This is a genomic window from Sedimenticola hydrogenitrophicus (assembly GCF_025175675.1).
GTDB classification, from domain to species: Bacteria; Pseudomonadota; Gammaproteobacteria; order Chromatiales; family Chromatiaceae; genus Sedimenticola; species Sedimenticola hydrogenitrophicus.
The window spans coordinates 1-12,635 of record NZ_JANIOA010000020.1; the positions used below are offsets into that span (position 1 = coordinate 1).

The 12,635-nt window shown below is 58.5% G+C and carries 13 protein-coding genes; 10 read left to right on the plus strand and 3 right to left on the minus strand.

Features of this window, described 5'->3' with window-relative positions; translation table 11 throughout:
- From rluC to NPX02_RS12060, 4 genes are all read left to right on the plus strand, one after another.
- Nucleotides 1–1,014: 23S rRNA pseudouridine(955/2504/2580) synthase RluC (gene rluC / locus NPX02_RS12045; RefSeq protein WP_335342557.1), on the plus strand; the 1,014-nt coding region annotated here is incomplete at its 5' end.
- Between the two features lie 23 nt (nt 1,015–1,037).
- Nucleotides 1,038–1,691: an HAD-IA family hydrolase gene (locus tag NPX02_RS12050; RefSeq protein ID WP_260293845.1), complete on the plus strand. Its 654-nt coding sequence runs from the start codon at nt 1,038–1,040 to the stop codon at nt 1,689–1,691.
- 91 nt (nt 1,692–1,782) lie between these two features.
- Nucleotides 1,783–2,757 carry a signal peptide peptidase SppA gene (sppA, locus tag NPX02_RS12055; protein ID WP_260293847.1) on the plus strand — a complete coding sequence of 325 codons (975 nt, stop codon included), beginning with the start codon at nt 1,783–1,785 and terminating at the stop codon, nt 2,755–2,757.
- A 259-nt stretch (nt 2,758–3,016) separates the two neighbouring features.
- A complete protein-coding gene (locus NPX02_RS12060) occupies nt 3,017–3,379 on the plus strand; it encodes a hypothetical protein (RefSeq protein ID WP_260293848.1) in 363 nt (120 codons plus the stop codon).
- Between the two features lie 272 nt (nt 3,380–3,651).
- Here NPX02_RS12060 and NPX02_RS12065 read toward each other — a convergent pair whose 3' ends face one another.
- Complete coding sequence (locus NPX02_RS12065) at nt 3,652–3,855, minus strand: DUF1127 domain-containing protein (protein WP_260293849.1); 204 nt, start codon at nt 3,853–3,855, stop codon at nt 3,652–3,654.
- A 148-nt stretch (nt 3,856–4,003) separates the two neighbouring features.
- Between NPX02_RS12065 and NPX02_RS12070 the strand changes: the two genes are divergently transcribed.
- From NPX02_RS12070 to NPX02_RS12085, 4 genes are all read left to right on the plus strand, one after another.
- Nucleotides 4,004–5,425, plus strand: coding sequence for an aminotransferase-like domain-containing protein (locus NPX02_RS12070; RefSeq protein ID WP_260293850.1), 1,422 nt, complete (start codon nt 4,004–4,006; stop codon nt 5,423–5,425).
- Complete coding sequence (locus NPX02_RS12075; RefSeq protein ID WP_260293851.1) at nt 5,422–6,048, plus strand: NUDIX hydrolase; 627 nt, start codon at nt 5,422–5,424, stop codon at nt 6,046–6,048. Before NPX02_RS12070 ends, NPX02_RS12075 begins: the two co-directional genes overlap by 4 nt.
- Before the next feature lie 101 nt (nt 6,049–6,149).
- Complete coding sequence (locus NPX02_RS12080; protein WP_260293852.1) at nt 6,150–7,598, plus strand: adenylate/guanylate cyclase domain-containing protein; 1,449 nt, start codon at nt 6,150–6,152, stop codon at nt 7,596–7,598.
- Nucleotides 7,595–8,524 (plus strand): outer membrane protein assembly factor BamD, encoded by a 930-nt coding sequence (locus NPX02_RS12085; RefSeq protein ID WP_260293853.1) that lies wholly within the window; start codon nt 7,595–7,597, stop codon nt 8,522–8,524. Before NPX02_RS12080 ends, NPX02_RS12085 begins: the two co-directional genes overlap by 4 nt.
- 10 nt (nt 8,525–8,534) lie before the next feature.
- On the opposite strand, the gene NPX02_RS12090 is transcribed toward NPX02_RS12085, so the two are convergent.
- Together NPX02_RS12090 and NPX02_RS12095 are read right to left on the minus strand one after the other, a co-directional pair.
- Nucleotides 8,535–9,509, minus strand: coding sequence for a PDC sensor domain-containing protein (locus NPX02_RS12090; protein ID WP_260293854.1), 975 nt, complete (start codon nt 9,507–9,509; stop codon nt 8,535–8,537).
- Between the two features lie 39 nt (nt 9,510–9,548).
- Nucleotides 9,549–10,160: a Maf family protein gene (locus tag NPX02_RS12095; protein WP_260293856.1), complete on the minus strand. Its 612-nt coding sequence runs from the start codon at nt 10,158–10,160 to the stop codon at nt 9,549–9,551.
- A gap of 377 nt (nt 10,161–10,537) precedes the next feature.
- On the opposite strand from NPX02_RS12095, the gene NPX02_RS12100 reads away from it, so the two are divergent.
- Nucleotides 10,538–10,786: an OadG family protein gene (locus NPX02_RS12100; RefSeq protein WP_260293857.1), complete on the plus strand. Its 249-nt coding sequence runs from the start codon at nt 10,538–10,540 to the stop codon at nt 10,784–10,786.
- A 67-nt stretch (nt 10,787–10,853) separates the two neighbouring features.
- On the plus strand, nt 10,854–12,635 hold the full coding sequence (oadA, locus tag NPX02_RS12105; protein ID WP_260293858.1) for a sodium-extruding oxaloacetate decarboxylase subunit alpha: 1,782 nt from the start codon (nt 10,854–10,856) through the stop codon (nt 12,633–12,635).

Genomic DNA, 12,635 nt, shown 5'->3' on the forward strand with positions numbered 1-12,635 from the left:
CTACTTGAACAACTACTTGGTGTCGTTTCCGAAACTGGTATCATACGCCCGATGTCCTACTCCCAGCCGATCAGCAGTGCCGTACATACCCTGAATATAGAATCGGGTTATGACGGGCAGCGTATTGACAACTTCCTTATTAACTATCTCAAGGGGGTTCCCCGGAGCCTGGTCTACAGGATACTGCGGCGCGGCGAAGTGCGCGTCAACAAGGGTCGCATCAAGGCGAATTATCGCCTGCGGACAGGTGATCAGGTGCGTATCCCCCCGGTCCGCATGGCCGAAAGGGATACCCAGGAGAGGGTGGACAGCCGCCAACTGGATCGGCTCGAAAAGGCGATAATCTTCGAAGATAAGCGATTGTTGGTACTGAATAAGCCGTCAGGGGTTGCCGTGCATGGCGGCAGCGGCCTCAGTTTTGGCGCCATCGAGGCACTGCGCCAACTGCGCCCCGAAGAGCGCGAGCTTGAACTGGTGCATCGACTGGATCGCGAGACATCGGGGTGCCTGCTGATTGCAAAGCGCAGAAGTGCCTTGCGAACACTGCATGAACTTATGCGCTCCAATGGAATCGATAAGCGTTACATTGCGCTCGTGCGGGGACACTGGGGGCGCGATCGTATCGAGGTTGACGCACCACTCCTGAAGAACACCCTGCAGGGGGGGGAGCGGATGGTGATGGTCGATCCGCGCGGCAAGGAATCCGTCACCCGGTTCAGTGTCATGGAACGGATGACCGAACTAATGCTGGTGGAGGCCAGGCTGATGACCGGGCGTACCCATCAGATCAGGGTTCACGCGGCCCATCTGGGAACGCCGATACTGGGTGATGAAAAATATGGTGATGCCGGCGCCAACCGGGAGATGAAGGCCGCGGGCCTGAAGCGCCTGTTCCTGCACGCCGAAACATTGAAATTTCGCTGGCCCGACGAGAAACGGGATCAGGTATTCAGGGCGCCGCTTGAACCGGCGCTGGAGGAGCTGTTGCAGCGGCTTCGGGCAAAGAGTGCATGAACTGAAGTGGTACCGGACAACCCATGACACGTAACTTCAAACTCCTGGTATTTGACTGGGACGGCACATTGATGGATTCGGAGGCGCGAATCGTCTCCTGTGTCCGCGCCGCCACCCGGGATATGGCGATCGAAACCCCGCCTGACGAGCAGATCAGGAACATCATTGGGTTGGGGCTGAAAGAGGCGCTGGAGATGCTGTTCCCCGGCTCCAGCGAGCCATTCAAGGAGCGCTTCATCGATTGCTATCGCCACTATTTCCTGAATGAGGACAGCACACCCTCGCTGCTTTTTCCCCGCGCCATGGAGGTGCTTAATCGGCTGGCGGAACAGGAGTATCTGCTGGCGGTCGCCACGGGGAAGGGGCGACCGGGCCTGAACAAGGTGTTGGATGAGACCGGCCTGGGGCCGTTGTTCCATGCCACCCGATGCGCCGACGAGACCTTTTCCAAGCCGCACCCGGAAATGTTGCTGCAGATCATGGATGAACTGGGCGTGGAGCCGGCGGATACCCTGATGATCGGCGATACCGAATACGATCTGCAGATGGCCATCAACGCCGGCACTCAGGGACTGGCGGTGAGCTACGGGGTGCATACGGTGGATCGTCTCAACCGCTTCAACCCGCTGGGTTGCCTGGACGATATAGGGGAATTGGCCGACTGGCTGAATCAGTGACCCGGGACGCGAGCCATCGCACAGCGCTGGATTATTCCTGCAGTCGCGGGCTATAACAAAAAACTGACTAATCAATAACAGAGCGAGAGAGATGGACGATCTGGAACAAGAGCGGGTGAAACGCAAGGATGGCTGGGAACGCGAGTTGCTGGAAAAACTGGCCATGGCCTCCATCATTGAGCAGCGCCGCTCCCGGCGCTGGGGGATATTCTTTAAACTGCTGACCTTTGCCTATCTGGTGATTCTGCTGCTGCTCTGGCTGCCGGACTCGCTCACCGGAGACGCCATGACGACGGCCAAGGAGCACACGGCGTTGGTCGAAATAAACGGCGTGATTGCGGATGATAGCGACGCCAGTGCCGATAACGTGGTGACCGCCCTGCGCTCCGCCTACAAGGACAAGAAAACCAAGGGGGTGGTTCTGCGTATCAACAGCCCGGGCGGCAGTGCGGTGCAGGCGGGCTACATCAATGACGAGATCAAGCGACTCAAAGCGAAACACCCGAAAATACCCGTGTACGCGGTCGTTACCGATATGGCCGCCTCGGGTGGCTACTATATCGCGGTGGCGGCTGACGAAATCTATGTGGACAAGGCCAGTATCGTCGGCTCGATCGGTGTACTGATGAGCACCTTCGGATTCGAACGCGGGATGGAGAAGCTGGGTGTCGAGCGCCGGCTGCTGACCGCCGGTGAGCATAAAGGCATACTCGACCCCTTCTCCCCCCTGAAATCCGAAGAGAAACAGCATGTACAGGAGATGCTGGATCAGGTGCACCGGCAGTTTATTCAGGCGGTAAAGGATGGCCGTGGGGAAAGGCTGAAGGAGCAGGACGATATCTTCAGTGGACTCTTCTGGTCCGGAGAGGAGAGCATCAAACTGGGCCTCGCCGATGGCCTGGGCAGCAGCAGTTATGTGGCGCGTGAACTGATAGGCGCCGAGAACATGGTCGATTATACCCGCTCCGAGGACTTGCTGGAACGATTCGCCAGACGTATCGGCGCCGGCGCGGCCGCGTTTGTCTCCAGTCGTGCCGGCCTGGGGATCGACCCGGCCATTCGCTGAGCGCCCCTTGCCGCCCGGTGGGGCGGCAAGCCCCCAGGCGGCGTGGTACAGGGATGTACCATTTACGGAGCCGAGGATGCAATGGGTCTGCGGCGTCCCGGCAAGCGAGTAGTCAGATCCTCTCTCACAAGCAGTCGCGTGTTCAGGCGATTACCGGCGTGGCACCGGCGTCGTTTCTGTTGCCACTGTCCGCTGGTCCGGCGTACTATCGGGTGTGTGGAATCACACCCAAACACCAGAGACAGCCAGTAAAAATCCCATGATCGGCCCCGTTGACTCCAATTGCGCCAAGACCCTCTGCAAAAGCCACCGCAAGGTGAGCTCGCCGGCCTCGGAGGGGGAGGCGAATATTTTCTTCAATCTCTGCCTGGATCGCGTTCACTACGCCCCCGAACGCAATGCCATCTACTTTGTCGACTCCAGCTATATGCAGGTGGCGGAAACAATCGGCTTGGTCCTGCGCGGCCTGGGCTGCGAACCGCAGATCGAACAGCTCTATCTGGACCAGCTGAACATCTTCAAAAGCCTGAAACGGGTACAGCTTGACCAAGCCCAGGCCCGGGCGGTCATGGTCGCCCTGCGCATGCAGGGTATGCAGATCACCGTCTCAAAATGTAACTGATCACCCGGTCTGTAAGTGATTGGCCTGCCTTGTTGGCCGATCTCGGTGGCGCCTCGAATCCAGCCCCTTTTTCAGATTCAAGCCTGCCCTTGTTTGAGCGAAGCGAGTTTGGGCAGGCGCTGAAAAAGGGGCTGGATTAGAGGAAACAAGCCATCGTGTGAGGCCGGCAGGGCAGGGCAATCACCCCGTGAGTAGTTACTTCAAAACAGCAGTAACCCGATCGCCCTAAGAGGCAGTTGTCGGACCGCCCGCCGTTGGCGGGCGGCAATGCCTCACGCCTTCCAGAAGGGCTTGGTCGCCTCCTGTTCGGCATCGCAACGACTGATGCCGATATCGCTCAGCATGCGATCATTCAACTGCAGCAGTGCGCGGCGCTGCCGTTGCCGCTGGTACCAGAGGGTGATCAGTTCACTCCACCGGTAGCGGGGGCGGCTGGTCTGCCGCTGAACCATAAGCTTGCGTAAGGTGATTTCCATTGAACTGCCCCCCTGGTGGTTTGATGAGAAACAGTTTATGCGTTATTCTGTAACCATTACAGATCCACAATACTATTATCTATAGCATTACAGTTTTCTGTTTTACCCATCTGTAAGGCGTCAAATGGTCTCATCTGTACTGGTTAATATGAAAAAATATGAACAGGTAGCGCAAACGCTGAGTGAACAGATTGCCCGCGGAATCTATAAAACGGGAGATCGGCTGCCCTCGGTGCGCCATCTGAGCGGGCAGTTGGGTGTGAGCATCTCCACCGTGCAGGAGGCCTATCTTCTGCTGGAACAGCGGGGCATCACCGAGGTACGGCCAAAGTCGGGGCATTTCGTAACCCAGCAACAGCAGCGCCTGCTCGATCTGCCGGTGACCCAGGCCTACTCGGCACGCCCCAAGGAGACCAGCACCTGGGCCAAGGTGTTCCATGTGCTCTACCAGACGGAAACCGCCGATGCGCTCTATCTAGGGCGGGCGGTACCCAATCTCTCGCTCGGCACCCTGAAACCGCTGCAGCGATCACTCGCCGCCCTGACGCGGCGCGGCGAGCTGAGAGGACTCTCCTATGACTATATTTTCGGCTGTGATGAGCTGCGCAAGCAGATCACCCGCCTTGCCGTGGACTCCGGCTGTAATCTCTCCGCCGATGAGGTGATCATCACCTCGGGTTGCCAGGAGGCGCTGGCCAGCAGTCTGCGGGCACTGACCCAGCCGGGGGATACTGTGATTGTCGATTCCCCGAGCTTTTATGGTTCGCTGCAGGCGATTGAGGCGTGTGGCCTGAAAGTGCTGGAACTGCCAACCCATCCGGAGCAGGGCATCAGTCTGGAGGCGATGGAACTGGCGCTGGAACAGTGGCCGGTGAAGGCGTGCCTCATCACCCCCACCTTCAACAATCCGCTGGGATACACCATGCCGGATGATCGCAAGGCCAAGCTGGTCGAGCTGCTGGCGCACTTCGATATTCCGCTCATCGAAGATGATATCTATGGCGATCTGGGCTATGAAACCCCACGGCCGCGGACCCTGAAATCGTTCGACAAAGCGGGCCGGGTCATTCTCTGCTCCTCCTTCTCCAAGACCCTGGCCCCGGGCCTGCGGGTGGGCTGGGTGGCGCCGGGGCGCTACGCCAGCCGCGTCATGCACATGAAATACATCTCTAGCATGAGCTCGGCCACCCTGCCACAACTGGCAGTGGCCGACTTCATCTCCCGGGGCGGATATGACCGCCACCTGAAGAAGGTTCGGGCGGTGTACCAAAGAGGGCGGGATTACCTGCTGGAGTGGATTACCCGCTATTTTCCCGAAGGCACCCGTGTTTCCAATCCCCAGGGGGGATACCTGCTCTGGGTCGAGCTGCCGGAGACGGTCAACTCCATGGCGCTGACCACGGCCGCGATGGAACAGGGTGTCGGCGTGGCACCGGGAGAACTGTTCTCCAGTACCGGCAAATATAACCACCACATCCGTTTGAATTATGCTGATTGTCCTACGGCAAAAATCGAGAAGGGGGTTAAACTGTTAGGTGGGATAGTGGCGGCGATGGATCATTCGGCATGAGTCAGTTCGAGTTGGATTGCACGAGTATCTCCAGGATACTTGCCGACAAAGGGCACCAACTCCCCGAGCCAGTAGAGTATCCGGACGGCTACTTCAACGCGCCGCCCGAACCGGCCTCGGTATTGATTCCGCTATTCAGGGATATCGATGGATGGCGGGTGCTCTATATCCGGCGTGCCGAACACGAGCGGGACCGCCACAGCGGGCAGGTGGCCTTCCCGGGGGGGAAGCTGGACGCGATCGACCGGGATGCCCACGCTGCCGCCCTGCGCGAGGCCCAGGAAGAGATCGGGCTGGATCCGGCCCATGTCTCCATACTGGGAAATTTGAAATCCTATCGCACGATTAGCAATTACCTGGTGACACCGGTGGTGGCGGAGATCAACTGGCCGGTGCCTCTGGTGCCGGACAGCCGTGAGGTTAGTCGGGTTTTCAGTATTCCGGTCGCCTGGCTGGCGGACCCGGCCAATCATCAGGTGAGCTGGCGAACATTGAGAAAGGGCGATGCCGGCGTACAGGTGATTCATTTCCAGCGTTATGAAGGCGAGCTGCTGTGGGGGATCACGGCCAAATTGACTGTCAGCCTGTTCAATCTGATCGGTCTGCTGGCCGACCGGAAGTAAAACAAGGGGTATCTGGAAACGGGGCTCCATCTCGGTTGCTCGGACGTGCTAATATTGCCCGGCTGGCTCAACCCCGGTTTACCGCGCACTGGCGCTCAAGAATGAAAAACCTGACCAGATGGCTTGAAAACTCATCACTGCCGCTTGCCCTAAAGTGGTCGGTGGTTATCGCCTGCTTCGTTTCGCTGGTGATGGGATCGCTCGGCTGGTTTCTGATCAATCAACAGACCGCCACCTACCTCCAACAGAATGATATTCTGGGCGGGGTCGTGGTCGATCAGTTGGCTTTTGCCGCCGGAGAACCACTACTCGCTGGCGACGATCTCAGTCTCCAGGTACTGGTCAGTCAGCAGGAGAAGAACGCCCTGATTATCGGTATGCAGGTGTTTGATCTCAACGGAGTGCTCAAGGCGAGTGCCGGCATCGCGCCGATTGGCGATATCCTGGCACTGGTGAAGCATGACGATAGCAAACGCCAGTTGCCCTGGCGTACGCCTTATGTCAATGCGGTCTCGTTTTTCAGCAGTATCGAGTTCAAGGATGTCACCACCGGCTACGCTGTGGTCAGCATCGACCAGGGGCCACTGAAACAGCAGCTCAACGCGCTGACCGGCGCCCTCATCACCACCACCATGAGTCTGATACTGATCGGCGTGCTGCTCTCTTTTCCCCTGTCTCATCGACTCTGCCGACCGATTTATCAGCTGGTCAGGGTGGGCGAGGCCATCGACAGTGGCGACATCCGAACCCCCATCACCATCGGGCGCAAGGATGAGATTGGCCGGGTGCTCGATGCCTTTCAACGCATGGCCGATGGCATGGAGAAGAAGCGGGAGGTGGAGCAGGCGTTTTCACGTTTTCTTTCGCCCACCATCGCGCACCAGGTACTGAACCGGCCTGAGGGCAGCGAACTGGGCGGCATCACCAAGGAGGGCAGCGTCCTGTTCTGTGATGTGGTCGGTTTTACCGAATTGTCGGAGTACCTGTCACCTCAGGAGGTGGGGGGATTGCTGAATCAGTATTTCAGCTACTTTTCCATTGCCGCGGACAGCTGTAACGGCACGGTGGATAAATTTATCGGTGACTGCATCATGATCCTCTTCGGCGTGCCCGAAGCGGATGGGTCGCATGGCCTGCACGCCGTCACCTGCGGTGTGCTGATTCAGGAGATCGCCATCCGTATCAATCACCAGCGGGAAAAACAGGGATTGCCGCTGGTGCAGTTCAAGATCGGTATCAACAGCGGGCAGATGCTGGCGGGGAACCTGGGAAGTGTAGAGCGCATGCAATATACGGTGGTGGGTGATACGGTGAACCTGACGGCGCGTATCTGTGACATCTGCACCCCGGGGCAGATTCTGGTAACCAAAGCGACCCTGGCACAGCCGGGCATCGGGTCTCTGGTGAAAACCATTCCGCAAGATACCGTCAAGGTAAAGGGGCGCCGCCAGTCAGTCACGACTTACCTCATCGACAGCGAATCATTTATCGCCGAATCCCGGCTTCAGGAAAGTCTGGAAAAAATACTGCCGATGGAGGCGGTTTCGTGAGAATTTTATCGATTCTTCCATTCATGATTCTGCTCACCGCCTGCAGCGCCATTTCAACAAAAGCCCCCCCTGCGGCAAAGACGGCAACCCCGTCGGTGCTGATCAACCAGGCCAGAGCCCTGCACCAGCAGGAACAGTGGCATGAGGCGCTGGCGCTGCTGAATGAGGGTATAAAACAGTATCCCGAGGCGCTTCAGATCGCCGAGTTGCGATCGGAAATCAAACGTGACTGGGAGATTCAAAAACGCAACAAGGAAGACTGGATTCTGGTCCAGGAGACACGCGCCCTGCAGCGGAAGATCCCCTATCTGGAGGAGCTGGCCGCGATCGATCCGAATAACTACATCACCAAATCCCGTCTGCTGTTCTGGAAAAACCTGCTGGAATCCAAAGTGGCCGGGTTGATCGCCTGCGGGTCAGTGCAGCTGCACCTCGATCAACCGCTGGCAGAGGCCTGTACCACGCTGGCGGAACAGATCAAGCCGACCCGGGAGAGCAAGCATCTGCTGGGGAAGATCCAGCAGGCGCATGCCGCGCAAAAACGCACCGAACGCACACAGCAGGCGGTGCAGGAGAAACGCGACACCGCACAACAGCGTGAACGCCTGCTGCAGCAGGCGCGGGCGCAACTGGCCGACGATGCCATCGCAGATTCCATTGTCACACTGAAGCGGCTGCTTGAGTTGGTACCGGAGGATGGCGAGGGCAGGGCGTTGCTGGAACAGGTGACCCGGTTACGCGATGAGCGGGTGACGAAACTGATTGTATATGGTGACGCGCTCTACCGTGATCAGCAGATCGAGCAGGCTGTTTTCGTTTGGGAGTCGGCGGAAAAACTGGACATGGGTCGGCAGGATGTTGCCGCCCGCATAGAGCGCGCCACAAAGATACTGGAACGGTTGCGGGAGATCCGGGAGAATCCCTGACCCCACCGGATCAGGCATCCACCGCCGGGCGATTGGTCGAACCGATGTCACCCGACCAGAAGGCGCTGCCGGGATTGAGGAATTCACTCCAGGGGATGTAGTGCGAACCATCACAGGAAAAATTGAGACCGACCAGTCCGTTAAAGACATTGATGGACCCGGAACGCAGATACACCGTCTCATCCGCCAGGCGCAATTTCTTGAAACCCTCCAGGATCGGTTTGATTCTGTCCTGGGGCAAGACAGCACTGGATGAATAGGGACGGACCGGGTAGGCCAGACAGATATCCGGGTCGATCAGGTCCTCAACCTCCAGGATGCGGTAGCGATAGGGATCATCCACCAGCCACAGGGTGGCCCGGCTGCTGGAGAAGTGGAGCTTTCCGTGAAACACACCGCGCTGGGCGATCAGCTCCTCCATGATGGACATGACTTCATCGATATGGCTGTCCAGCACGCTCTTGACCCGGGTCTGCTGGAACAGCAGCCCGCGGATCGAGGGGTCCCCCTTCATCTGCCGCCATTGATCCGGTTCCTCATACAGCTGCTGGGTCAGCGGCAGATCCCTCAGGTCGAAGTCGGCACCGAGCAACCCGACCACCCGCCCATCCCGCCTGACCAGTTGTATGGCGGTAATACTGGGGCGGCCGGAAAGCAGGCTGATATAGGCCTCGGAGAGATTGTAATCGACCGCCGGGTAGACGCTGTTGAGATAGGGGCGGCTGGAGCGGTCGCGTCCGAAATGCTCGGGAAGGCGGCCGCTGGCGTTGATATTGTCCGACAACTGGATCGCGTCGGTCCCCAGGGCATAGATATAGGCGCAGTAGGGCAGCTCGGCGACATGCGCCGCGAGTACCTCGTCAAGTGCCTCCCGATCGGGCCAGACGGCGCCGCAGGCCCCGGCAATGCGCCCCAGGATAGGCCGGATCAGTGTGCCGAGGGCGTGTCGCTGCTTGCTGATGCTTCTCTGTATAGGGCTGTTCATAACTGCTGCCAGCGATAAGAGGGTGTGATTACGGCATGCTCAGGGGACCTTGATCCCCTCGGCATCCAGGAAGGCGATCAGCCGTATCAGCGGCAGTCCGATAAGGGCATTCGGATCATCTCCCTCCATGCGTTCAAACAGGGCGATGCCCAATCCTTCCGACTTGAAGCTGCCGGCGCAGTTGTAGGGTGTTTCCGCATCGAGATAACGCTCGATCTGCTGCCGGTCAAGGTTCCGGAAATGGACATGGAAGGGTTCGCAGGCAACCTGTGTCGTACCGGTGGTGCCGTTGATCAGGCAGAGCCCGGTGTAAAAAGTCACGCGTTTTCCCGAAGCCATGGCGAGCTGCCGGAGGGCGTTGTCACGAGTGCCCGGCTTGCCCAGGATCTGTTGTCCGATGCAGGCCACCTGATCCGAGCCGATAACCAGCGCCTGCGGATGCCGTTTGGCCACCGCCATCGCCTTGGCCCCGGCCAGACGGGTCACCAGTTGCTGCGGGGTCTCATCAGCCAGCGGGCTCTCATCGATCTCGGGCGAATCAACCTCAAAGACGAGGCCGAGCTTCTCCAGCAGGGCGCGGCGGAAAGGGGAGGTGGATCCGAGGACGATCCGGGGCGATATCGAACCCTCCACGGGAGTAATACTGTTCATGCTTCCTGGCTGCCGTCTGCTGTATGCTGGATGTTGAAACGAATCGGGTCATACTATCAAACAACCCCGGAACAGTGGAGGGAATGTGCGGAAAACCAGTGTAAAAAAATTCGCAATATTTCCGCCATATTGCAATGTCTTGACATTCTTAAAACTCATAGATACATTGAAAAAAAGCATTGGTTTTATCAATACATAACATCCATTCAGGATATACACATTAATTATCAACAGGTTATAAAACCACATATTCCACGTAGACTTGACAAACGGCCCCTGTATCACCTAGAAATGCAGCCCGAATTAAGTCACTGCTAATATTAAATCGTCATTCTGTAACTCCACGGACAGAGAAGCGGGACGAAGGGGCTGACAAAATGCACGTTGCCGATCTGCTGGTTGAAGGAGTGAATCTCATGCTGCTGGGCATGGGGAGTGTGTTTCTCTTCCTGACTGTCCTGGTGCTGGCGATGAATGGAGTTTCACGTCTGGCGGCACCCTACGCCGATGACGGTGCCCGCGGATACCCGCGGCATCAACCTGCATCTGCGACAGCCGGCAACGAGAGCGAGGAGATCGTCGCGGTGATCTCCGCAGCCATCAGTCGGTATCGAAACAGATCCTAGCAGCAACCCGACCGCCATACGGAAAGGTTGCTCCTTTACGCATCACTGCCTAGTTAAGCGAAACCCTATGACCAATAACACCAAGCTCGGCATAACCGACGTCGTTCTGCGCGACGCCCATCAATCGCTCTTCGCCACGCGACTGCGGATTGAGGATATGCTGCCCATCGCGCCCAAACTGGACCAGGTGGGCTTCTGGTCGCTGGAGACCTGGGGTGGCGCCACATTCGATTCCTGTATCCGTTTCCTGGGCGAGGACCCCTGGGAACGGCTGCGGCTGCTGAAGCAGGCGATGCCAAACACCCCGCAGCAGATGCTGTTCAGGGCGCAGAATATACTCGGCTACCGGCATTATGCGGATGATGTGGTGGAGCGGTTTGTCGAGCGTGCGGCGGCCAACGGCGTGGACATCTTCCGCATCTTTGATGCCATGAACGACCTGCGTAACCTGGAAACCGCCATCAAGGCGACCCTTAAGGTGGGCAAGCACGCCCAGGGTACCATCTCCTACACAGTGAGCCCGGTCCACAACACCGCCTACTGGCTGGACATGGCCAAGGGGCTGGAGGAGATGGGGGCCAACTCCATCTGTATTAAGGACATGGCGGGGCTGCTGAAGCCTTATGTCGCCTTTGATCTGATCACCCAAATGCGCGATGCAACCGATCTGCCGATCGCGCTGCACTGTCACGCCACCACGGGATTGAGTACCGCCACCATCGTCAAGGCGGCCGAGGCCGGCGTGAGTATGGTGGACACCTCGATCTCTTCCATGAGCATGACCTACGGACACTCGCCGACCGAATCGGTGGTCTCCATCCTCGACAAAACCGATCGGGATACCGGGCTGGATATTCATCTGCTGGAGGAGATTGCCGCTTACTTCCGCGAAGTCCGCAAGAAGTACGCCGGCTTCGAGGGCTCGTTGAAGGGGGTGGATTCCCGTATCCTGGTCGCCCAGGTTCCCGGGGGCATGCTCACCAATATGGAGAATCAGCTCAAGGAGCAGGGCGCCGCAGACCGCCTGGATGCGGTATTGGAAGAGATTCCCCAGGTCCGTAGAGATCTGGGTTATATCCCCCTGGTAACCCCCACCTCACAGATCGTCGGTACCCAGTCGGTGCTCAACGTGCTCAATGGTGAGCGCTATAAATGCATTACCAAAGAGACCGCCGGGGTCCTTAAGGGCGAGTACGGCGCCACGCCGGCACCTGTCGACAGTGAACTGCAGGCGAGGGTGCTTGAGGGGGCGGAGCCGATCCACTGTCGCCCCGCCAACTTGTTGGAACCGGAAATGGACAGGCTGACCGGAGAGTTCCAGTCCCTCGCCGAGGAGAAGGGGATCCAGGTTGCCGAGAATCTGGTCGAGGACGTGTTGATCTATGCGCTGTTCCCGCAGATCGGCCTGAAATTCCTGGAAAATCGCGGCAATGCGGAGGCCTTCGAGCCGGCACCGCAAAGCGACACCTCAGCCAAGCCTGCTCCGGCCACCGCCGCGGCTGCTCCGGCGGCGCCAGACCCGGAATCCTATACCGTGACGGTCAATGGCAAACCCTACAGCGTTACCGTTTCGGCGGGCGGCGAGATCCAGCAGGTGGTGCAACAGACACAACCGACCGCTGCCCCGGCCACCCCCGGAGAGGCGGTGCCGGCCCCTCTGGCGGGCAATATCTTCAAGGTCAAGGTCACTGTGGGCCAGTACATCAAGGCGGGCGACGTTATCATCATCATGGAGGCCATGAAGATGGAGACCGAGGTGCGGGCGAACCGCGGCGGCACCGTGGAATCCATCGTCGCCAAGGAAGGGGAGTCGGTCCAGGTGGGTGATCCACTTGTGATCCTCAGCTGA

Coding starts and splice junctions, on each gene's coding strand:
- NPX02_RS12050 (WP_260293845.1), top strand. CDS start 1,038: ATGACACGTAACTTCAAACTCCTGGTATTTGACTGGGACGGCACATTG.
- sppA (WP_260293847.1), top strand. CDS start 1,783: ATGGACGATCTGGAACAAGAGCGGGTGAAACGCAAGGATGGCTGGGAA.
- NPX02_RS12060 (WP_260293848.1), top strand. CDS start 3,017: ATGATCGGCCCCGTTGACTCCAATTGCGCCAAGACCCTCTGCAAAAGC.
- NPX02_RS12065 (WP_260293849.1), bottom strand. CDS start 3,855: ATGGAAATCACCTTACGCAAGCTTATGGTTCAGCGGCAGACCAGCCGC.
- NPX02_RS12070 (WP_260293850.1), top strand. CDS start 4,004: ATGAAAAAATATGAACAGGTAGCGCAAACGCTGAGTGAACAGATTGCC.
- NPX02_RS12075 (WP_260293851.1), top strand. CDS start 5,422: ATGAGTCAGTTCGAGTTGGATTGCACGAGTATCTCCAGGATACTTGCC.
- NPX02_RS12080 (WP_260293852.1), top strand. CDS start 6,150: ATGAAAAACCTGACCAGATGGCTTGAAAACTCATCACTGCCGCTTGCC.
- NPX02_RS12090 (WP_260293854.1), bottom strand. CDS start 9,509: ATGAACAGCCCTATACAGAGAAGCATCAGCAAGCAGCGACACGCCCTC.
- NPX02_RS12095 (WP_260293856.1), bottom strand. CDS start 10,160: ATGAACAGTATTACTCCCGTGGAGGGTTCGATATCGCCCCGGATCGTC.
- NPX02_RS12100 (WP_260293857.1), top strand. CDS start 10,538: ATGCACGTTGCCGATCTGCTGGTTGAAGGAGTGAATCTCATGCTGCTG.
- oadA (WP_260293858.1), top strand. CDS start 10,854: ATGACCAATAACACCAAGCTCGGCATAACCGACGTCGTTCTGCGCGAC.